General features: G+C 70.6%; 19 protein-coding genes. 7 read left to right on the top strand and 12 right to left on the bottom strand.

What is annotated here, in order from left to right; all coding sequences use genetic code 11:
- Positions 1-48 precede the first annotated feature (48 nt).
- Positions 49-1,461 (bottom strand): NADP-dependent succinic semialdehyde dehydrogenase, encoded by a 1,413-nt coding sequence (locus Vqi01_RS15270; protein WP_204035450.1) that lies wholly within the window; start codon positions 1,459-1,461, stop codon positions 49-51.
- 14 nt (positions 1,462-1,475) lie between these two features.
- Positions 1,476-1,739 (bottom strand): DUF6343 family protein, encoded by a 264-nt coding sequence (locus Vqi01_RS15265; protein ID WP_204035449.1) that lies wholly within the window; start codon positions 1,737-1,739, stop codon positions 1,476-1,478.
- A gap of 126 nt (positions 1,740-1,865) precedes the next feature.
- On the opposite strand from Vqi01_RS15265, the gene Vqi01_RS15260 reads away from it, so the two are divergent.
- Entirely contained in the window at positions 1,866-2,714 is an 849-nt protein-coding gene (locus Vqi01_RS15260; protein ID WP_204035448.1) for a GDSL-type esterase/lipase family protein, read from the top strand.
- Between the two features lie 3 nt (positions 2,715-2,717).
- Here Vqi01_RS15260 and Vqi01_RS15255 read toward each other — a convergent pair whose 3' ends face one another.
- Positions 2,718-3,359 carry an EcsC family protein gene (locus Vqi01_RS15255; protein ID WP_239098418.1) on the bottom strand — a complete coding sequence of 214 codons (642 nt, stop codon included), beginning with the start codon at positions 3,357-3,359 and terminating at the stop codon, positions 2,718-2,720.
- A 246-nt stretch (positions 3,360-3,605) separates the two neighbouring features.
- Here Vqi01_RS15255 and Vqi01_RS15250 point away from each other — a divergent pair, with 246 nt between their 5' ends.
- The 3 genes from Vqi01_RS15250 to Vqi01_RS15235 all read left to right on the top strand — a co-directional run bounded on the left by Vqi01_RS15250 (position 3,606) and on the right by Vqi01_RS15235 (position 6,133).
- Positions 3,606-4,517, top strand: a complete 912-nt coding sequence (locus Vqi01_RS15250) for a proteasome assembly chaperone family protein (protein WP_204035446.1) — start codon at positions 3,606-3,608, stop codon at positions 4,515-4,517.
- 111 nt (positions 4,518-4,628) lie between these two features.
- Positions 4,629-5,426, top strand: a complete 798-nt coding sequence (locus tag Vqi01_RS15245; protein ID WP_204035445.1) for an exodeoxyribonuclease III — start codon at positions 4,629-4,631, stop codon at positions 5,424-5,426.
- A gap of 395 nt (positions 5,427-5,821) precedes the next feature.
- A complete protein-coding gene (locus tag Vqi01_RS15235) occupies positions 5,822-6,133 on the top strand; it encodes an antibiotic biosynthesis monooxygenase family protein (protein WP_204035443.1) in 312 nt (103 codons plus the stop codon).
- 67 nt (positions 6,134-6,200) lie between these two features.
- On the opposite strand, the gene Vqi01_RS15230 is transcribed toward Vqi01_RS15235, so the two are convergent.
- The gene (locus Vqi01_RS15230; RefSeq protein ID WP_239098414.1) at positions 6,201-6,926 is read right to left on the bottom strand and encodes a class F sortase; all 726 of its coding nucleotides are present in this window, start codon (positions 6,924-6,926) and stop codon (positions 6,201-6,203) included.
- A gap of 121 nt (positions 6,927-7,047) precedes the next feature.
- Complete coding sequence (locus Vqi01_RS15225) at positions 7,048-7,647, bottom strand: hypothetical protein (RefSeq protein ID WP_372444363.1); 600 nt, start codon at positions 7,645-7,647, stop codon at positions 7,048-7,050.
- A 217-nt stretch (positions 7,648-7,864) separates the two neighbouring features.
- Here Vqi01_RS15225 and trmB point away from each other — a divergent pair, with 217 nt between their 5' ends.
- The 3 genes from trmB to Vqi01_RS15210 all read left to right on the top strand — a co-directional run bounded on the left by trmB (position 7,865) and on the right by Vqi01_RS15210 (position 11,881).
- Positions 7,865-8,488 carry a tRNA (guanosine(46)-N7)-methyltransferase TrmB gene (gene trmB / locus Vqi01_RS15220; protein ID WP_239098417.1) on the top strand — a complete coding sequence of 208 codons (624 nt, stop codon included), beginning with the start codon at positions 7,865-7,867 and terminating at the stop codon, positions 8,486-8,488.
- A gap of 107 nt (positions 8,489-8,595) precedes the next feature.
- Positions 8,596-11,100 (top strand): DEAD/DEAH box helicase, encoded by a 2,505-nt coding sequence (locus Vqi01_RS15215; RefSeq protein WP_204035440.1) that lies wholly within the window; start codon positions 8,596-8,598, stop codon positions 11,098-11,100.
- Between the two features lie 139 nt (positions 11,101-11,239).
- Positions 11,240-11,881 carry a hypothetical protein gene (locus tag Vqi01_RS15210; protein WP_204035439.1) on the top strand — a complete coding sequence of 214 codons (642 nt, stop codon included), beginning with the start codon at positions 11,240-11,242 and terminating at the stop codon, positions 11,879-11,881.
- A 139-nt stretch (positions 11,882-12,020) separates the two neighbouring features.
- Here Vqi01_RS15210 and Vqi01_RS15205 read toward each other — a convergent pair whose 3' ends face one another.
- The 7 genes from Vqi01_RS15205 to Vqi01_RS15175 are packed head-to-tail and all read right to left on the bottom strand — an operon-like array spanning position 12,021 to position 19,629.
- A complete protein-coding gene (locus Vqi01_RS15205) occupies positions 12,021-13,637 on the bottom strand; it encodes an FAD-binding oxidoreductase (RefSeq protein ID WP_239098413.1) in 1,617 nt (538 codons plus the stop codon).
- Position 13,638: 1 nt separating this feature from the next.
- Positions 13,639-14,640 (bottom strand): ketoacyl-ACP synthase III family protein, encoded by a 1,002-nt coding sequence (locus Vqi01_RS15200; protein WP_204035438.1) that lies wholly within the window; start codon positions 14,638-14,640, stop codon positions 13,639-13,641.
- Positions 14,640-15,557 carry a VOC family protein gene (locus Vqi01_RS15195; RefSeq protein WP_204035437.1) on the bottom strand — a complete coding sequence of 306 codons (918 nt, stop codon included), beginning with the start codon at positions 15,555-15,557 and terminating at the stop codon, positions 14,640-14,642. The genes Vqi01_RS15200 and Vqi01_RS15195 overlap by 1 nt, the downstream gene beginning before the upstream one ends.
- Positions 15,558-15,569: 12 nt before the next feature.
- Entirely contained in the window at positions 15,570-16,355 is a 786-nt protein-coding gene (locus Vqi01_RS15190) for an SDR family oxidoreductase (protein ID WP_204035436.1), read from the bottom strand.
- 1 nt (position 16,356) lies between these two features.
- Entirely contained in the window at positions 16,357-17,745 is a 1,389-nt protein-coding gene (locus Vqi01_RS15185) for an alcohol dehydrogenase catalytic domain-containing protein (RefSeq protein WP_204035435.1), read from the bottom strand.
- Positions 17,742-18,434, bottom strand: coding sequence for a cupin domain-containing protein (locus Vqi01_RS15180; RefSeq protein WP_204035434.1), 693 nt, complete (start codon positions 18,432-18,434; stop codon positions 17,742-17,744). The genes Vqi01_RS15185 and Vqi01_RS15180 overlap by 4 nt, the downstream gene beginning before the upstream one ends.
- Positions 18,427-19,629: a sedoheptulose 7-phosphate cyclase gene (locus Vqi01_RS15175; RefSeq protein WP_204035433.1), complete on the bottom strand. Its 1,203-nt coding sequence runs from the start codon at positions 19,627-19,629 to the stop codon at positions 18,427-18,429. The genes Vqi01_RS15180 and Vqi01_RS15175 overlap by 8 nt, the downstream gene beginning before the upstream one ends.
- Between the last annotated feature and the right edge of the window lie 201 nt (positions 19,630-19,830).

Below are 19,830 nucleotides of genomic sequence, written 5' to 3'. Positions count from 1 at the left end.
TTGATTAACCACTGCGGTACAGGAAGGGGCCCCTTCTCCAACGCCGGGTCATTCGGCGTGGGCGCCGGCACCGGCACCGGCCGTGCCCTCACCGATCCAGACGGTCTTGACGTTGCAGAACTCGTGCATCCCCTGGGCCGACAGCTCCCGGCCGTAGCCGGAGTTCTTCACCCCACCGAACGGCAACTCCGGATAGGACGTGGTCATGCCGTTGATGAAGACGGCACCGGCCGCCAGGTCGGTGGCGAAGCGCTCCTGTTCCTCCGGGTCCCGTGTCCAGGCGTTCGATCCGAGGCCGAAGGCGGTGCCGTTGGCCACCTCGATCGCCTCGGCGTACGACGACACCTGGTACAGCCCGGCGACCGGCCCGAACACCTCCTCGGTCCACATCCGCATCCCCGGGTCCAGGTCGGTCACCACCGTCGGCGGATAGAACCAGCCAGCACCGTCCGGCTTCTCCCCGCCGCAGAGCACGGTGGCTCCCTTGTCGACCGCGTCGCGCACCTGGGCGTCGACCTCGTCGCGGCCCCGCTCGGTGGCCAACGGGCCGACGTCGGTGCCCTCGTCGGTCGGGTCACCCACCCGCAGCGCCGACATCCGGTGCGCGAACGCTTCGGCGAAGGCGTCGTAGATGTCAGCGTGCACGATGAAGCGCTTGGCCGCGATGCAGGACTGGCCGTTGTTCTGGCAGCGGGCGGTGGTCGCCACCTCGGCGGCCAGTTCCACGTCGGCCGAGGGCATCACCACGAACGGGTCGCTGCCGCCCAGTTCCAGCACGGTCTTCTTGAGTTCCCGACCGGCGATCTGGGCGATCGACCGGCCAGCGGGCTCGCTGCCGGTCAGCGTGGCGGCCCGCACCCGGCGGTCACGCAGGATCCGCTCCACCGCCTCGGAGCCGACCAGCAGGGTGGTGAACGCGCCCTCGGGGAAACCGGCGCGGCGGAACAGATCCTCCAGCAGCAGCGCGGTCTGCGGCACGTTGGAGGCGTGTTTGAGCAGCCCGGTGTTGCCGGCCATCAGCGCCGGTGCGGCGAAGCGCATGACCTGCCAGAGCGGGAAGTTCCACGGCATGACCGCGAGCACCGGCCCGATCGGCTGGTACCGGACGAACGCCCGGTTGGCGGAGACCGCAGCGGCGTCGGCCGGCACGTCGGCGAGGAACTCGGCCGCGTGGTGGGCGTAGAAGCGGCAGGCGCTGGCACATTTGGTGACCTCGGCCTTCGCGGCGGCGAGCGTCTTGCCCATCTCGGTGGTCATCAGCCGCGCGATGTCGTCCCCCTCCGCCTCGAGCAGCTCCGCCGCTGCGGTGAGCCAGCGTCCCCGCTGCTCGATCGTGGTGTCGAGCAACTGCCGGTGAGCCAGGTCGGTCCGTTCGATCGCCTCGTCGACCTGCTCGTCGGAGATCGCACCGTACGTCTTGAGCACCTGGCCGGTGGCGGGATTGGTGGTGGCGATGGGCATCAGGGCTACTCCAGTCACTCGAAGAGCGAGTGCCGCACCCCCGGCTCCTCCCGGCGGCGAGCGGCACGGCGGCGTTGAATGATGGCCAGGTCGACGACGGCGACCACCGCGAAGACGGCGCAGACGACGCCCAGCCAGGCCAGGTCGGCGCGGAAGGCCAACACCGCGAACACAGTCATGGTGACGAGCCCGAAGCTGGCCAGCACGAGCCTCAGATTCAGAGCGCTGTACGCGTGGCCGACCGTGCCGCGGGCACGCCGGGGTTGTGATCTCGTCATCTCCCCCACCTACCCCACACCGCCGAAGCTAACCGTCGCGCCGCACCTGCTTTCCAACCCGGGCGCCTCCCACGTACAGTCACCATGCCATCGCTGTGAGCTGTGAGCTGTGAGGCTGGGGAAGTCATGCTTGGACGCTGGACCACTGCCGCCGTCTGTCTGCTCGCGCTGGTCGCGTTGGCCTGCGAGGGCGGCGGGGAGGCGTCACCCCGGCCGACCGTGACGGCCCAGCCCGGCTCACCCAAGGCGGTCGCCGCGCTCGGCGACTCCATCACCACCGGATTCGGCTCCTGCCTGGTGCTGACCTCGTGCGAACGCAACTCCTGGTCGACCGGGGACGGGCTGCGGGTCGACAGCCACTACCGTCGGCTGCTCGACCGCAATCCGGGATTGCGCGGCAAGGGATACAACCACGCCAAACCGGGGGCCCGGGCCGCGGCGCTGGCCGGCCAGGCGGAGGCGGCGGTACGCGACCGCGCCGACTACGTGACCGTCCTGATCGGCGCCAACGACGCCTGCCGGGGCACGATCGATGCGATGACTTCGGTGGCCGACTTCCGGGCCGAGGTCGACCGAGGGCTGCGGGTGCTGCGCGAAGGCCGTCCGAAGGCCCGGGTCCTGGTCGTCAGCATTCCGAATCTCTACCGGCTCTGGGAGGTCGGCCACGACGACCAGCGCGCCGTGCGGGCCTGGCGACGGGGAATCTGCCCCGCCCTGCTGGCCGAGCCGACCTCGACCGCAGCCGCCGACCGGCAACGTCGGGCGGCGTTCCGGGCACGCGTCGCCGCCTACAACGACCAGCTCTCCGCGGCCTGCCGGGCGTACGGTTCCCGCTGCCGCTACGACGGGGGCGCCGTGCACCGGATCCGGTTCGACCTGGACCTGGTCAACGCCCTGGACTACTTCCACCCGAACGCGGCTGGTCAGTCCCGCCTCGCGGACGCGACCTGGCGCTCCTCCGGGTACGCCGACTGAGGCTCACAGTCCGTGACGGGGCGATGGCGGGTGCGGGCCGCCATAGTGGCGGTACAGGGTCCGGGAACGGTCGGCGAGATTCTTGGTGGCCGAGGAATTCGCCCAGGTGCCGAGGACGATCGCCGCGCCGGGAACCACCTTGGCGAAGACGCGTTTCGCCGCGCGTACGCCGGCCATCTGCGCGAGCCGTACGCCGAGCCGCAGCATCACCCGACCGAGGGGCGCCCGCTCACCGCCGCCGAAGAGCGCCCCGGCCCGCTCCCGGCCGGCCGCCACCCCCAGCGCCAGTCGAGCACCTGCGGCCGCCTTGTGCACCCTCTGCAGGACCAGCAGATCGGCGGCCCGGTCCGGGTGGGTCGGGTCCACCCCGTACGCGGCGGCGATGTGCAGCACCATGCGGGCCTGGGTCCAGGCGAGCACTCCCACGTCGATCACCGCGCCGGGCAGCCCGGCGGCCCCGGAGACCGCACCGGAGAATCGGGCCCGGTTGACGAATCGGCGCACCGCCTGCTCCGCGAGGGTCTCGGCGCTGTCGCCCGGCTGTTCGGCGCGAGCCTGCCGAATCCACGCCGCCGCCTCCGGCCCGAGGCGACGGACCGCCTCGAGGGCGAGGTGCTCGGGGGCGTACTGCGGATCCTGGCGCATCCGGTCCCAGAGGGTGGCCGGCGGGGCTTCGGTCGCGTCGGCGGCGGGATCACTCAATCGCCTCTCCCTTCGATCGCGCTCATCCATATTTACCCCGGCGCGTCAACGGCGCCCCGGGCCGGGACGAACCCAGGCGGCCCGGCCAGACCGGCGAAACAGGAATGCGCCAGGATAGCGGTTACGTTCTGGCGATCGGGGATGCCGCCGATCGGCGACCCGTTACCCGCATCGAGGGAGGCCGCACCGGTGCTCGACCCACACGAGCTCTACGAACTCGCCGACGACCTGCCCGACCTTGGTCAGCCGGTCCTGATCCAGGCTCTCACAGGATTCGTCGACGCTGGCAACGCCGGCCGGCTCGCCCGCGAGCAACTGCTCACCTCGCTGGAGTCCCGCCCGATCGCCCGCTTCGACCTGGACCAGCTCTTCGACTACCGCTCCCGCCGCCCGGTGATGACCTTCGTCGAAGACCACTGGGAGAGCTACGACGCGCCGGAGCTGGTGCTGCACCTGCTCCACGACGACGACGAGACACCGTTCCTGCTGCTCACCGGGCCGGAGCCGGATCTGCAGTGGGAACGGTTCATCGCGGCCGTCGCCGGGCTCGCCGCCCGGCTCGACGTACGCCTCACCGTCGGGCTGAACTCGATCCCGATGGCGGTGCCGCACACCCGTCCGACCGGCGTGACCGCGCACGCGACCCGACGGGAGCTGATCGTCGGCTACGAGCCGTGGCTGCAACGGGTCCAGGTGCCCGGCAGCGTGGGGCACCTGCTGGAGTTCCGCCTCGGCGAGGCCGGCCGGGACGCGCTGGGCTTCGCCGCACATGTGCCGCACTACGTGGCGCAGGCGGAGTACCCTGCCGCCGCCGAGGTGCTGCTGGCGTCGGTGTCGCGCAGCACCGGCCTGCTGTTGCCCCGTGACGGGCTGCGCTCGGCCGCCGAGGTGGTCCGGGTGGAGATCGACCGGCAGGTGGCACAGAGCGACGAAGCGACCACCCTGGTCCAGGCCCTCGAGGAGCAGTACGATGCGTTCGCCCGGGGGCGTGGTGAGAACCTGCTCGCCATGGAGAGCGGGCCGCTGCCCACGGCGGAGGAACTCGGCGCCGAACTGGAACGCTTCCTCGCCGAACAGACCCACCCGAACAACGAGCAGTAAAGGAAGGGCACCCTTTTAACGCCTCGTGCATAGGAAGGGCCCCCTTTTAACACGCATTCCCGGCCGGCCTCCTGCCGGGCGCGTCGGCCGGGAATGCGGCAGGCTGACACCATGCGCCTGGCCACCTGGAACGTGAACTCGGTCAAGGCCCGCCTGCCCCGGCTGCTGGACTGGCTGGCCGGCACCGGGCCGGACGTGGTCTGCCTGCAGGAGACCAAGTGCCCCGACGGCGCCTTTCCGGCGGCCGAGGTGGGCGAGCTGGGATACACCGTGGCCAGCCACAGCGACGGACGCTGGAACGGGGTCGCCATCCTGTCCCGGGTCGGCCTCGCCGACGTCACCGTCGGGTTCCCCAACGAGCCCGGGTTCCCCGAGCCGGAGGCCCGCGCCATCGCGGCCACCTGCGGCGGGCTGCGGGTCTGGTCGGTGTACGTGCCGAACGGCCGCACTCCCGACGACCCGCACTACGCGTACAAACTGGCGTGGCTGGCGGCGCTGCGCGATGCGCTGGACGCCGAGTTGACCGCTGCCACGGCCCTCGCGGTCTGCGGCGACTTCAACGTGGCCCCGACCGACGACGACGTCTGGGATCCCGCGCTGTTCGCGACCTCCACCCACGTCACCCCGGCCGAGCGGGCCGCTCTCGCCGCGTTGCGCGATCTCGGCCTCGTCGACGTGGTGCCCACCCCGATGAAGGGGCCGCGCCCCTTCACCTACTGGGACTACCGCGCCGGAATGTTCCACCAGAACAAGGGCATGCGGATCGACCTGGTGTACGCCTCGGCCCCGTTCGCCCGCGCGGTCCGCTCGGCATACGTGGACCGGGAGGCCCGTAAGGGCAAGGGTCCCTCCGACCACGCCCCGATCGTGGTCGACGCCGACCTGGTCCCGGCCGTCGAGTCGTTCTGATCACGCGAGCTCAGACCGGCACCAAGTGCGACCAGCGCCGGGAGCGTGCTCGTCGGTACTACAGGGAAGCTGCCTACTCCGGAGGCAACTTGCCAGTCACATACGTGCCCTTGCCTTGGCGGCCTTGGAGCTCCCCGGTGATCTGTAGGTACTCGATAGCCCTACGCACAGTGCCGATGGCGCAGTCGTACTTGTCAGCAAGCTCCGGAAGAGGCATGCCCTGAAACAGCGGATAGCCCACATCCATGCATGCTCAGGGCGAGGGCTACCGCCATTTGGGCCGCTGCGCCTCGGAAAAGCTGCTGAGCACCTCCCGTGGCATCCGCCCACCTCCGTTATGACGTGGAAGAACAGCTGTGGCGAACGCCGATGGCGGCTTGTCCTAGGGTGAGGGCATGGCAGTCGTGAAGATCAACGCGATCGACGTCCCGCCTGGTGCCGGCGAGGAGTTGGAGAAGCGGTTCGCCGCCCGGGCCCGCGCCGTGGAGAACTCCCCCGGTTTCCTCGGCTTCGAACTCCTGCGCCCGGTGGCTGGCGAGAGCCGCTACTTCGTTTACACCCGCTGGGAGAGCGAGGAGGCCTACCAGGCATGGGCCAGCGGTCCGGCCCGAGCCGCGCACGCCGCCCCGCCCGGTGCCGAACAGCGCCCACCCGTCGCCTCCGGCGCCACCCTCCTCGAGTTCGAGGTCGTCCAGCAGGTCCCCTGAGGAAACCTCGTCGCCCCTGGAACATCACCGCCGCGCTCTCGCCGGCCAGCAACTTGGGCACCGTCGATCAGGCGGGGCGGGTGGTGGTGAGGGTGGCGAAGGCGATCACGTTGTCGGCGTAGCCGGTCCGGCCGCCGACCCACTGGCCGCCGCAGGTGATCAGTCGCAGGCTCGGCGGCCCGTCGTGGCCGTAGACGCGGTCGGCCGGCAACCGGTCCTTGGCGAAGTGCTCGACCGAGTCCACGGTGAAGACCGCCACCGAGCCGTCCGCCCGGGCCACCTCGACCGTGTCGCCCACCCGGAGTTTGCCCAGGTTGTAGAAGACCGATGGCCCATTCTTGGTGTCCACGTGCCCGACGATGACGGCGGGACCGGGCTCGCCCGGGATCGGGCCCCGGTCGTACCAACCGGTCTCCTCGTGCCGGCTCAGCGGCGGTACGGCGATCGTGCCGTCCGGCGCGTCGCCGACCGGTTTCACCGGAGCGGAGACGTCGATCGACGAGACGGAGAGGCTCACCGGCCGGGCGGCCGTGCGCGCGAGGGTCGTGCCGGCCGCCTCCTGCCCGCCACCGGCGGCGGTGGCCCACTCCAGCGGGTCGCCGACCGTACGCCCCAGTCCGGCACCGGTGACGAAGACACCGACCAGCACCAGTACCACCGCCAGCGGTAATGACCATGGGCTGCGGCCGGATCGCTCCTCGCGCCGAGCACGGCCGCCGGCAGCACGCGGACCGGCCGAGCGGGCAGTGCCGGCCGGACGTCGCACGGATCCGCCGGCGGGCGGAACGAACATCTCTGGGTGAGGTGTGGGCCGGGGCGGGCTGCCGGCAGGGCGTACCGCGCGAGCGGAGCCGGCTTGCGGCATACGGGCGGAGCCGTTCGGTCGGAGTGCACGGGCTGCGGGCATGGCCGGCTCACTGGCGTGCGCTGCGACGGCGGGTCGCCACCACCCACACGACGACACCGGTGACGATCAGCGCGAGCCCGCCGGGGAGCAGCAGACCGGAGGTGACACCGCCGGCACCGCCGCCGAATCCGGTCGCCGGTCCCCGGCTGGGCTTCATCTGGCGTACCACCTGAAGCATGGTCGACGCGGTCTCGCCGCCCCGGCACTCCAGCTTCACCCGGTAGCTGCCGGGCAGCACCCGGTCCTTCACCTGGGCCGTCCCGGTCAACAGCCCACGCTGTGGCTGTACGGCGACCCGGCCGAAGGCGTCCGAGACGACGATGGCACCCACCGAGTTGTCCTGGCAGCTGGCGCGCAAGCCGACCAGGTGCCCTGCCTCCACGGTGCCCGGGCTCACCTCGATGAAAACGTTCGGGCCGGGCGGCTGCGGTGCCGCGACCAGGCCTCTACCGGCGTGGTGCACCGCGACCGGGACGGCGGCGGCTCGGGCGGGTGTCGCCGGGACCAGCGGCGCGGCGAGCAGCGGAGCGACGGTCGCGAGGGCGAGCAGCGGGGCGGCGAACGTTGCGCCCGACAGCGCCGGACGTGTGCGGGTCACTGGCACGATGCCCCCCTCCCGGCGCGCCGAAGCAGTCGCCGGGCGCCGCCGGGCACCCGGTCTGCCGTACGGGATGATGGTCTCACCCCTGGTCGTACATCACATCCGATTCGCCGCGAAGCTCGCGTAGGCTCGGTGCGCTGTGACCACGACCGAACCGTTCCCCGCCGTCGCCGCGCCGCACCCGGCGCGGACGATCCGCACTTTCCACCCCCGCCGCGGCCGGATGAGCAGCCGGCAGACGGCGGCGTTGGAGCAGCTCTGGCCGGCGTACGGCCTGCGGGTCGCCGATGCCGCACCGTTCGATCCCGTCGGCCTGTTCGGCCGCCGCGCTCCCCTGGTGCTCGAGATCGGTTCGGGCATGGGCGACACGACTGCCGAGATGGCCGCCGTCGACCCGGATCGAGACTATCTGGCAGTCGAGGTGCACACGCCGGGAATTGCGAACCTGCTGGACCTCCTCGACCGACGTGGTCTGAGCAATGTCCGGGTCGCCGAGGGCGATGCGCTGGACCTGGTCGAGCTGCTGCCGCCCGACTCGCTGGACGCGGTGCACATCTTCTTTCCGGATCCGTGGCCGAAGTCCCGGCACCACAAGCGCCGGCTGATCCAGCCGGCGCACGTCGCCCTGCTGCGCTCCCGGCTGGCAGCCGGCGGCACGCTGCACTGCGCCACCGACTGGGCGGAGTACGCCGAGTCGATGCGGGTGACCCTCGACGGTGACCCTGGCCTGGTCAACCCGCACGGCGGCTACGCGCCCCGGCCGGCGCACCGGCCGGTGACCCGGTTCGAGCGACGCGCCCTGGCCGCCGGTCGCCCGATCGCCGACCTGCTCTACCGGAAGGCGTAAGGAAGGGCACCTTATTAACGCCTGGTGCATTAAAAGGGTCCCTTCCTAACAAGAAACCCCCACCGGGTTGGCGTCCGAGGGCATGATCCAGGCACCATGGACCGGCCATGACACTCACCGCCGCGCTGCCGAAGACCGCCGACCCCGACACCCTCTACGACGCGTTCGCCGGCTGGGCCTCCGAGCGCGGTCTCGACCTCTACCCCCACCAGGAGGAGGCGGTCATCGAGATCGTCTCCGGCGCGAACGTGATCATGAATACGCCGACCGGCTCCGGCAAGAGCCTGGTCGCGATCGCCGCGCACTTCGCCGCCCTGGCCGACGACCGGACCACCTTCTACACCGCCCCGATCAAGGCCCTGGTGTCGGAGAAGTTCTTCGCGCTCTGCGAGGTCTTCGGCGCCGAGAACGTCGGCATGCTCACCGGTGACGCGAGCGTCAACGCCGACGCCCCGGTGATCTGCTGCACCGCGGAGATCCTGGCCAACCTGGCGCTGCGCGAGGGCGCCCGGGCCGACGTCGGCCAGGTGATTATGGACGAGTTCCACTTCTACGCCGAGCCCGACCGTGGCTGGGCCTGGCAGGTGCCGCTGATCGAGCTACCCCAGGCGCAGTTCATCCTGATGTCGGCCACGTTGGGCGACACCACCCGGTTCGTCGAGGACCTGACCCGGCGCACCGGGCGGGCGACCGCCGTCGTCCGCTCGGCCGAGCGGCCGGTCCCGCTGCTCTTTTCGTACGCGATGACGCCGCTGCACGAGACCCTCGAGGAACTGCTGGAGACCAAACAGGCCCCGGTCTACGTCGTGCACTTCACCCAGGCCGCCGCCCTGGAACGCGCCCAGGCGCTGATGAGCGTCAACGTCAGCACCCGCGCCGAGAAGGACATGATCGCGTCTGCGATCGGCGGTTTCCGGTTCACCTCCGGCTTCGGCAAGACCCTGTCCCGGCTGGTCCGACACGGCATCGGGGTGCACCACGCCGGGATGCTGCCCAAGTACCGCCGGCTGGTGGAGACCCTGGCCCAGGCCGGTCTGCTCAAGGTCATCTGCGGTACGGACACCCTCGGCGTCGGCATCAACGTGCCGATCCGTACGGTGCTGTTCACCGGCCTGTCAAAGTACGACGGCACGCGCACCCGGCTGCTCAAGGCCCGCGAGTTCCACCAGATCGCGGGGCGGGCCGGGCGGGCCGGCTTCGACACCCTCGGCCGGGTCGTCGTGCAGGCGCCCGAACACGTCATCGAGAACGAGAAGGCCCTCGCCAAGGCCGGCGACGATCCGAAGAAGCGACGCAAGGTGGTGCGGAAGAAGCCGCCGGAGGGGTCGATCGGCTGGGGCAAGCCCACCTTCGATCGCCTCGTCGAGGCCGAACCGGAGCCGCTGACCTCCAGCTTCCAGGTCAGCCACTCGATGCTGCTCAACGTCATCGGCCGTCCCGGCGACGCGTTCGCCGCCATGCGGCACCTGCTCACCGACAACCACGAGGACGCCGCCGCCCAGCGCCGGCACATCCGCCGGGCCATCGCCATCTACCGGGCGTTGAAGGCCGGCGGCGTGGTGGAGGAACTCCCCGAGCCGGACGAGACCGGCCGGCGGGTCCGGCTCACCGTCGACCTCCAGCTCAACTTCGCGCTCAACCAGCCGCTGTCCCCCCTCGCGCTGGCCGCCATCGAGCTGCTGGACGCCGAGTCCCCGTCGTACGCCCTGGACGTGCTGTCGGTGATCGAGTCGATCCTCGACGACCCGCGCCAGGTGCTCTCCGCGCAGCAGTTCAAGGCCCGCGGCGAGGCGGTCGCCGCGATGAAGGCCGAGGGCATCGAGTACGAAGCCCGCCTCGAACTGCTCGACGAGGTGACCTGGCCCAAGCCTCTCGCGGAGCTGCTGGAGAACGCGTACGAGATGTACCGGCAGGGGCACCCGTGGGTCGCCGACCACGAGCTCTCCCCCAAGTCGGTCGTGCGGGACATGTACGAGCGGGCGATGACCTTCACCGAGTACGTGCAGTTCTACGGGCTGTCCCGCTCGGAGGGCCTGGTCCTGCGCTACCTGGCCGACGCGTACAAGACGCTGCGGCAGACCGTGCCCGAGGAGGCCAAGACCGAGGAACTGGTCGACCTGATCGAGTGGCTCGGCGAGTTGGTGCGGCAGGTCGACTCCAGCCTGATCGACGAGTGGGAGCGGCTGCGCAACCCGAGCGACCTGCCGGAGGTGGCCGCTGCCCTGGACGACCGCCCGGCCGCGGTGACCCGCAACGCGCGGGCGTTCCGGGTGCTGGTCCGCAACGCCCTGTTCCGCCGGGTGGAGCTGGCCGCGCTGCGGCGCTGGGACGCCCTCGGCGAGTTGGACTCCGACGCCGGTTGGGACGCCGACGCGTGGGCCGACGCGCTGGAACCGTACTTCGAGTCGTACGACGCGATCGGGACCGGGCCGGACGCCCGGGGCCCGGCGCTGCTGATGATCGAGCAGGGCCGGGAGCGCTGGACGGTCCGGCAGATCCTCGACGATCCCGAGGGTGACCACGACTGGGGCATCAGCGCCGAGGTGGACCTGGCCGCTTCCGACGAGGCGGGCGCCGCGGTCGTCCGCATCACCGACGTCGGGCAGCTCTGACGCCGGCCGACGCCAGGAAAAATTCCTTTTTCAGGGGCCATCCGGAGTGTCCGGGTGGCCCCTTATCTTCCCTGGGCGATGTCAGGGCCGTCGATTAGAATGTATGTACTAATCGAGTTCCTGACCTGGGAGGATGCTCGTGACCGCGCCCACCTTCACCCCTCTCACGCCCTATGCCACCCTCCTCGGCTTCACCCGGTACGTCGACCGCACCGGCCCCACCAAGGCCAGCTTCGTCGGGGGCCTGCGCCGGCAGCGGGCCAGCCGGTCCGGCTTCAACCCGCACGGTCAGTTCGTCAAGGCGCTGAAGGCCGACATCGCCTTCCACACCGGCGGCACACACCTGGCCCAGGTGGTCGACGTGGTCAAGCCCCGGTGGCGCCCGCTCTACCAGGCCCTGGTTCCCGGCGCGACGGCCTGGCTGCACTCGCTCGGCGAGCCGGCCGGCGTCGACCTGGCGCAGACCCGCGACGCCCTGGCCATGCTCGGCGACCTGCCCGTCAAGATCAACCCACACTTCGGGGTCCGGTACGCGGACGGCCGCGCCGAGGCGGTGCGGCTGCACTTCGACGAAGCGCCGCCGAGCGAGGAGGCCGTCCTGGCGACCCTGCACCTGACGGCCCGCCACATGGACGCGGTCCTGCCGCACGCCGAGCCGGTCCTGGTCGACGTACGCCGGGGCACCACCCACCGGATGCCCGAGGGTGCCAAGCCCGACGAGATCGAGCGCTGGCTCGCCGGCGAGGCTGCCGCCTTCCGCGCCATCTGGTCCGCCGCCTGACCACCAGCCTCAGGCGTCGAGCACGAGCAGTCGGCCGGGCGGCGCTCACCTGGTATGCCTGGCCGGCACGCCTCCCCGACCGGCGCTGGGTCGACGCCAGCCGCCGGTCGGGGGCACGGTTATCACGAATACTTCAGGTTCAGGGCAACTGGATCGACTGGGCGTGCCGGAACACATTGGTCGGGTCCCAACGTGCTTTGGCCCGCTGCAGACGCGGATAGCTGTCCTTGTAGTAGAGGGTGTGCCAGGGCGTCGCGGAACGGTTCAGCGTACGGTCACTGAGGTCCACGTCCGCGTAGTTGACGAAGCAGCCGTCGTTGACCTGGTTCGGCGTCGGCACCCCACCGGTGTCTGCGTAGACATCCCGGTAGAACTCCCGCACCCAGCTCAGGTGCCGCTCGTCCTCCGCGGGATCGCTCCAGAAGTTGAGGTACTGCAACTTCAGGATCGAGTCCCGCTGCGGGACGGCCGTGGCGTCGGGCGCCACTGTGTTGACCTGGCCTCCGTACCCGGCCAGCAGCAGCAGCGCCGCCCCGTTCGGGTACGCGTTGGTCAGGTTCCGGTGGATCGCCGCGACCTGCGCTGGGGTGAACGTCCGACGCAGGTACGCCGACTTGTCCTTGAACCGCAGCGTCGGGTCGATGCCGGCGAAACCCGGCCAGCCGGTGGAGTGCAGCCAGTTCACCTGGCGTCGCTCGGTGATGGTCATCCCGCCCACCCCACCGTCGATCTCGGCGAGGAACGTCGAGAGCAGGCCCGCCACGCTCGCGTCGACCTGGGCCACCAGCACGACGTTGCCGCCGCTGCGGTGAAACAGCTTCAGCTGACTGAACAGCCTCGTGGCAGGCGAACCGGGTGCCGAGTTCCGCTCGTGCCAGCGGCCGAAGTTCGTCACCAGGCGGGCGAACCGCTCCTCGGTCAACGACGACCAGGACCACGTCGCGTTGACCACCACCATTTCGGTCGGCGGACGTGGCAGCAGCCCGGACGGATCACTGCCGGTCGCGTTCGGTGAGCGCAGCCAGTACCTGGTCACGATGCCGAAGTTGCCGCCGCCCCCGCCGGTGTGCGCCCACCACAACTCACGGTTGGGGTCGCCCGGCTCCCGTGTCGCGACCACCACCCGGGCGGTTCCGGTGCGGTCGACCGTGACCACCTCGACGCCGTACAGGTGATCGACGGTCAGACCGTACATCCGCGACAACGCGCCGTAGCCGCCGCCGACGATGTGTCCGCCCGCCCCGACCGACGGGCAGGATCCGCCCGGGATCGTGACGCCCCAGAACTTGTAGAGCCGTTCGTACACCTCGGACAGCATCGCGCCCGGCTCGATCTCGAACGCCCGCCGCCCGGGGTCGTAACCCACCCGGTTCATCTCAGACAGATCGATGATCACCTTGACTTCGGGATTCGACACGAACCCCTCGTAGCAGTGGCCGCCGCTGCGTACCGAGATCTGCTTGCCGGCGTCGACGGCGGTCTGCACCGCCGCCACGACCTGGCCTGTCGTGCGGGCCAGCACCACACTGTCGGGCTGGCCCACCCACCGGGCGTTGGTGCCCCGGACCAGGTCGCCGTACCGGTCGTCGCCCCGTCGGACCACCACCGCGGCCGGCTCGGTCGGCGCCGATGGCGCCCACGGCGGCGCCGGCGCCGCCGTGGCCGGCGGTGGCGGCACCGCCGCCACCGCACCCACTGCCGCCATCCCGCCGATCAGGCCCCGCCGGGACAGCCGTCCCCCCCAGTTGGAAGTCACGTCACTCCTTTTCCACTATCGCGCATGTCCAGGTGAATCCGGCCCCGACGCCGACCAGCAGGACCCGTTGGCCCCGGGTGAGGGCACGGGTGTCCAGCAGGTGGGCGAGCCCGGCGAACTGGTCGCCGGAGCCAAGGTGACCGATCTCCAGTCCCCACTCCAGCAGGGTCTGCTCCGCACGCAGACCGATGGGACGGAAGCACTGCTTGGCGCTGAGATCCGCGCCGAAGAACGGCACCACGACCGTCGTCATGTCGTCGATGCTGGCTTCGGCATCCTCTAGGCACCGTTTGATCGCGGTGAGCATGCCCGCCTCGTTGCGGGCCGTCACCTCGCTGACCGGCATCGTCTTCAAGAACCGCTGCTTGCGGTCCATCAGGTCCACCGGGCCGGCCTCGTGGAAACCGACGGCGAACGGCGCACGGTGCAGCCCTTCCAGCTCCGGCGCCGCGTACGACGCTGTGGCGACCAGCCGCAGCGGCCCGGGCCGGCGGCTGAGCACCACAGCGGTGCCGGCGTCGCCGAACACCAGCCCCCGGTCGGTACGCCAGCGCGGGAAGCCCGGTTCGCAGAAGCGGTCCCCGGTGGTCAGCAACGCCGCTGCCACGGTGGACCGCGCGGCGAGCTGTCCGGCTGCCAGGTCCAGGGCGCACATGCCGCCGTTGGACATCTGGCGCAGTTCGAAGGCGGTGGCGTCGCCGTGGCCGAGCACGTGGTGCTGCACGTACGCCCCGGCGTTCCAGAACTCCACGCCCTGGAAGTAGCAGCTCGCGTGGATCAGCAGGCCCACATCGGCCGGTGGGAGGCCGCTGGCCCGCAGCGCGGCCCGACCGGCGGCCACCCCGAGGTCCGGGCCGGACGAGTCGGCCACCGCGACGGCCCGCTGCCGGGTCCGCTCGGCCTCCTCCGCGTCGTACCAACCGGCCGCCACCGCCTCGTCGACGGTCACCTGCCGCTCGACGACCACCGAGGCGGCGTTGAGGTACAGATCCGTCCAGCGCATCAGTCGTTCGTCCACTCCGCTGCGGGGCCGAACCGCCGTGCGCTGGTGAACTGCTCGTACGGCATGCCCGGCGGCATGTTCAGCACCTCAAGTTGGAAGCCGTCGGGAGCGGTGAAGTAGAACCAGCGGTCGCCGTGGATCGGGCCACCGTCCTCGATCAGCTGCACGTCGCCGAGCACCCGGAAGCCGGGCAGGCCACGCAGGTAGGCGGCGGCCGCGTCCACGTCCTCGGCGTGGAACGCCAGGTGGTGTCCACCGATGTCGCTGTTGCGCGGACGTCGGGTGCGTGCCCCGGGCGGGCACTGTCGCAGTTCCAGATTCGTCACCGGGCCGAGCCGCAGCAGCGCCCTGTCCGGGTCCCGCTGCAGCAGCCGAGCCCCGAGGTGCTCAGTGAAGTAGCCGACGCAGGTGGCGAGATCGGCGACGGTGTACCGGACCTGGCTGACGTTCCACGAGCCGCCGGGCCGGAACAGCCCGTCGACCTGCGGCGCGAGTCGCGCCTCGAACGCCATGCCCCAGGGCGAGGTGAAGAACAGTGAGTCTCCCCGGCGGCTGGTGGCAACGCCGTGGCGGGCGAGGTGGGCCGCCGCGTCGTCCAGGGACGCCACGTCGAAGATGATGTGGTACCCGCCGACGTCGGTGCTCTCCGGCGGGACGGTCTGCTGGTCCGGTGCGGTGTACTCGAACAGCTCCAGGTTGGTCACCTCGCCCAACCGCAGCAGGCTGATCTGGGCGCTGGCCCGGGGATGCACGTCGAGCTGGACGGCCATCCAGTCGGTGTCCGGCTCCTGGACCGGGCCCAGCCGGTACAGCACCTGCGCACCGAGGACGTCGGTGAAGAACTTGTCGGCCTGGTCGAGGTCGGGGACGGTGTAGGCAATGTGGTCGACGTTGCGGGCGGTGGGGATACCGGGCATGGCTACTCCTCCTCAGATCTGGCCCGCCCGCTGGGCGTTGGCCTCGGCGGCGGTGAGCCCGAGCCCACCGTCGATGATCACTGAGCTTCCGGTGGTGTAGGCGGCCGACGGCGACGCGAGGTGCGCGACCAGCGCCGCTACCTCGGCCGGGCGGCCCGGACGGCCGGCCGGGATGGCGGGCCGGTGGATGTCGGTGGCGTCCATCCCGTCGGGGACGCCGTTCATCGGGGTGGCCGTCTCGCCGGGAGCCACCGCGTTGACGGTGATGCCGGCGCCGGCGAGTTCCAGCGCCATCACCTTGGTGAGCATGCCGAGCCCGGCCTTGCTCACGCAGTACGTCGACCCTCCGCTGATCGGGTAGTGCTCGTGGCAGCTGGTGACGTTGATGATCCGGCCGCCCCGTCCCTGCGCGAGCATTCGCTGGGCGGCCAGCTTCGCCAGCACGAACGGGCTGGTGAGGTTGACCTCCAGCACCCGCCGCCAGTCCTCGATCGTCTCGTCGACGGCCTCGGCCCGCCGGTTCACACCGGCGTTGTTGACCAGCACGTCAATCCCGCCGAACGTGTCGACGGCCGAGGTGAACTGGTCGCCGGCCAGCGCCGGATCGGTCAGATCCAGAGCCACCAGGCCGGTACGCACCCCGTGGTCGGCGGCGATCCGGTCGGCGAGACTCTTCGCTGCGGCGGCGTTCGTGCCGTAGCCCAGCAGTACGTCGTGCCCGGCCGCGCCGAGCGCCTTCGCGATCTGTGCACCGATGCCCGAGCTGGCGCCGGTGACGACGGCAATGGAACGCGACATCTTAATCCTCCACAACCAGAGCGACCTTGGGGTATTTGCGATCGGCGTTCTCCAGCTCGGTGAACGCCCGGGCCACGTCGGCCAACGGGAACGGATCCGTGATCATGCCGGCCTCGGTCAGCACACCACCTGCGAACAGCGCCAGCGCCCGCTCGTAGTGGTCCAGACCGTGCCGGATGCCGTGCACGCTGATGCCACGCAACACCAGGTCGGCGGCGTCCACCCGGTCGACCGGCGCGGCCGGCACCCCGATGGCGCAGACCCGGCCGCCGATGTCGACCGCCCGCAGCGCCTCGGCGAACGCCGGGCTCGCTCCGGACGCCTCGACCACCACGTCGTACCCGCCTGAGGGCGCCTGCCCGGGCCGGAAGGCACGGCGCGCACCGTACGCCCGGGCCAGCTCCAGGCCGCCGTCGGCAACGCCGACCACGTCGACCACCCCGGCGGTGCGCGCGGCCAGCTGCACCGCCAGCAACCCGATCGTGCCGGTGCCGAGCACCAGTACCCGGTCCCCCGGCGTGACGTGGGCCCGCTCGAAGCCACCCAGTACCGTCACCGCGGGCTCGACCAGCGCCGCAGCCCGGTCGCCGACCTCGTGCGGCACCAGGGTGAGCTCGTGCGCGGGCATGCTGATGTACTCGGCCGCGGCACCCTGCTGGTCGTACAGGCCGACCTCGCGCAGCGCCGCGCAGCCGTTGCGCACGCCACGCTGACAGGACCGGCATTGCCCGCACGGCAGCATCGTGTGCCCGACCACCCGATCGCCCGGCTTGATCCTCGGGTTGGCGCCGTCCGCCACCGCCACCACCCGCCCGACCCACTCGTGGCCGAACACGTGCGGGAAAGTGGTGCGGCCGTCGCGGACGTAGGTGGCCGTGCCGTGCAGCAGTTCGAGGTCCGTGCCGCAGAGTCCGACGACGAGCGGCGCGACGAGCACCTGTCCCGGCCGCGGCGCCGGGATCGGCGCGTCGATCACCGACACCTCGTGCTGCCCCAGGATCGCCGCCGCCCGCATCGTGCCGACCGGCCAGTCGGGCAGTTGCGGCACCCTGGCCGGCAGCGCGTCGCTCACCTCGGCCGGCATCGTCCGGACCACGAGCAGCTCCAGCTCGTCGTCGGCGGCGGCGGTGACGACGACTCGGCGGTCGTGGGGCGCGAGTACGACGGACCCCGGCGTCAGTGGCCGGTCCTCGGCACGCCCGGAGCCGGAGACGACATACAGCAGTTCCTCGACCGCGTCGGCCGGGTCGTGCACCAGCTCCGTTCCCGGGCGCAGCCGAAGCTGGTCGAACGACTCGGTCTCGCTGTGCAGCATCCCGCGCCGGGCCAGGCAGCGCCAGGTCATGGAGTCGCCCACCCGGCCCGGAACGTCCCAGTGGTTGACGATCATCGCTGGCTCCTCGACCGGGGCGCGACCAGTACCACGTGGAAGAACTCCAGCCCCTCCGGGCCGGCGGAGACCTGCGCGCCGGTGCCCAGCGGCAGGGTCACCGCGACCCCGGGGCGCAACTCGACGGCGTCGGCCTTGCCGGAGCCAGCGAGCACGAATACCGCGTGTTCCACCCCGACGGCGTGCAGGGAAAGCTCGGTGTCGGCGGCCATCGTCCGTACCGCCACCTGCCGCAGCGGCCCGGTGAAGAACGCGGTGGTGTCCAGCTCACCCTCCGCCTTCAGGTCGTGGATGCGTGCGTTCACCTTCTCCTCCAAGGGGCTCACGGGGTGCGGGACGCGCACCTCGACGGTGATCCAGTCCAGGTCGGTGGTGCCGGTGTTGCGCAGCCCGTGAATCGTGCCCAAGCCGGTCAGCACCACCGATCCGGCACCGACGCGGTGGCCGGTGCCGTCGAGCAACATCTCGCCCTCACCGGCGACGACGTAGTAGATCTCCTCGGTCCGGGTGTGCCGGTGTTCGCCGGACAACCCGCCCGGTGGCACCCGGGCCAGCTCCACCGCCTCCCAGTCGCCGTGCAGGTGACGCCGGCTGGCCAGGCACTTCCAGTGACTCACTCCGGTGGCGCCATGGACGCCGAAGATGTCGGTGACACCTTCGACGTCCGTGACGATGAGCTGGTCAGACATTGCGGGCGGTGCCGATCACGCGCTGGTTCTCGACCGCGGCGGCGATCTCCTCGGCGGTGACGTCGTTGACGAACGTGACGTCTCCGATACCCACCGGCAGCGGCAGCCGCTGCAGGCCGTCGCGGTGTCGGACGGTGTCCTGCAGTGCCTTCACCAGCAGGTCGGAACGCAGGTGCGGGTCCCAGCTCGGCAGCTCCAGCCGGCGCATGACCTCGAACACCCGGTGGCATTCCGCCTCGGTCATCAGGCCGCGTCGGGTGGCCATGACGGTGGTCAGCGCCATGTCGACGCATACCGCCTCACCGTGCAGCAACGCGGGAAGCGCGTGCATCTCGACGGTCGGGCTGAACGTGTGTCCGTAGTCGACACAACGCTCCAGGGTGGCCTCCCAGAGGTTGGGCTGCAGCTCTTCCAGCATTCCGTGGATGGCGCGGCGCAGCACGATGTCACCGGCGCGGTTGTGGCCCTGGAACTTGTTGCCGAGCAGTTCCGGGCCGTGCTCCTCGAGAAGCTCGAACAACCGCAGATCCTTGATCAGGGCGATCTTCAGAATCTCGGCGAGGCCGTTACCGATGTGCCGGCGGTCGACCGTGCCGAGGAACGACCGGTCCAGGAGGGTCAGGTCGGCCGGGAAATAGGTGCCCAGGCGGTTCTTGTGACCGTTGAAGTTCACCCCGGTCTTCGCCCCGACACCGGCGTCGACCAGGCCGATCAGCGTGGTGGGCACCCGGACGAACGGGGTACCCCGCCGGTAGAGGCTGCCTACCAGGCCGACGATGTCCATCAGGACGCCGCCGCCGAAGACGATGATCGGCTCGGTCCGCCGGTTGATGCCGAACTCGTCGATCTCCCGCACGATTCGGGCGGCGGTCTCGAAGTCCTTCACCGTCTCGTCGGCCGGCACGACCGACAGTGCGCACTCGGCGCCGTGCTGATCGAAGTAGGCGCGGATCCGGTCTCCGTGCAGTAGGTCGACCTTGCTGTCGACCACCACGAACCGGCGCAGCCGGCCGTCGGTCCGGCCGCCGAAGTCGACCAGGTCCCGTCGGCGCGGGTCGAGCACGTCGTCGACGAACCGGATCTCGTAGCTGACCGGCTTCTGCGTCCTAACCACCCAGGAGTCGACCTGTTCGCTGTAGACGTAAAGTCCGGATTCGGACCTTACGACCCCCCGGTCCGCCAAGTTGATAGACATGAGTCACCCCAGGCTTGAATGACTGACAGGACAGACAGAACATCGAATCCGAACTGGATTGTTTCTTCGTTCGGGCGAGCCAATATTTACATGCCGCAATGCCACCTACAACACTGTGTGCATTGGCTCACAGCTTTTTCCCTGGCCAAATCGTGAAGACACGGAAAGATGGGCAAGCCCACCCAAAGGGCTTACCCAAGC

The organism is Micromonospora qiuiae (genome assembly GCF_016863555.1).
Lineage (GTDB): Bacteria > Actinomycetota > Actinomycetes > Mycobacteriales > Micromonosporaceae > Micromonospora > Micromonospora qiuiae.
The sequence above is the reverse complement of the archived record's forward strand: the minus strand, read 5'-3'. Positions and strand labels throughout refer to the sequence as shown.

What these genes read in the sequence shown, in the direction of transcription:
- Vqi01_RS15195 (WP_204035437.1), bottom strand. Translation starts at nt 15,557, where the DNA reads ATGCCCGGTATCCCCACCGCCCGCAACGTCGACCACATTGCCTACACC.
- Vqi01_RS15215 (WP_204035440.1), top strand. Translation starts at nt 8,596, where the DNA reads ATGACACTCACCGCCGCGCTGCCGAAGACCGCCGACCCCGACACCCTC.
- Vqi01_RS15175 (WP_204035433.1), bottom strand. Translation starts at nt 19,629, where the DNA reads ATGTCTATCAACTTGGCGGACCGGGGGGTCGTAAGGTCCGAATCCGGA.
- Vqi01_RS15245 (WP_204035445.1), top strand. Translation starts at nt 4,629, where the DNA reads ATGCGCCTGGCCACCTGGAACGTGAACTCGGTCAAGGCCCGCCTGCCC.
- Vqi01_RS15190 (WP_204035436.1), bottom strand. Translation starts at nt 16,355, where the DNA reads ATGTCGCGTTCCATTGCCGTCGTCACCGGCGCCAGCTCGGGCATCGGT.
- Vqi01_RS15185 (WP_204035435.1), bottom strand. Translation starts at nt 17,745, where the DNA reads ATGATCGTCAACCACTGGGACGTTCCGGGCCGGGTGGGCGACTCCATG.
- Vqi01_RS15265 (WP_204035449.1), bottom strand. Translation starts at nt 1,739, where the DNA reads ATGACGAGATCACAACCCCGGCGTGCCCGCGGCACGGTCGGCCACGCG.
- trmB (WP_239098417.1), top strand. Translation starts at nt 7,865, where the DNA reads ATGAGCAGCCGGCAGACGGCGGCGTTGGAGCAGCTCTGGCCGGCGTAC.
- Vqi01_RS15180 (WP_204035434.1), bottom strand. Translation starts at nt 18,434, where the DNA reads ATGTCTGACCAGCTCATCGTCACGGACGTCGAAGGTGTCACCGACATC.
- Vqi01_RS15235 (WP_204035443.1), top strand. Translation starts at nt 5,822, where the DNA reads ATGGCAGTCGTGAAGATCAACGCGATCGACGTCCCGCCTGGTGCCGGC.
- Vqi01_RS15200 (WP_204035438.1), bottom strand. Translation starts at nt 14,640, where the DNA reads ATGCGCTGGACGGATCTGTACCTCAACGCCGCCTCGGTGGTCGTCGAG.
- Vqi01_RS15230 (WP_239098414.1), bottom strand. Translation starts at nt 6,926, where the DNA reads ATGTTCGTTCCGCCCGCCGGCGGATCCGTGCGACGTCCGGCCGGCACT.
- Vqi01_RS15270 (WP_204035450.1), bottom strand. Translation starts at nt 1,461, where the DNA reads ATGCCCATCGCCACCACCAATCCCGCCACCGGCCAGGTGCTCAAGACG.
- Vqi01_RS15255 (WP_239098418.1), bottom strand. Translation starts at nt 3,359, where the DNA reads ATGCGCCAGGATCCGCAGTACGCCCCCGAGCACCTCGCCCTCGAGGCG.
- Vqi01_RS15260 (WP_204035448.1), top strand. Translation starts at nt 1,866, where the DNA reads ATGCTTGGACGCTGGACCACTGCCGCCGTCTGTCTGCTCGCGCTGGTC.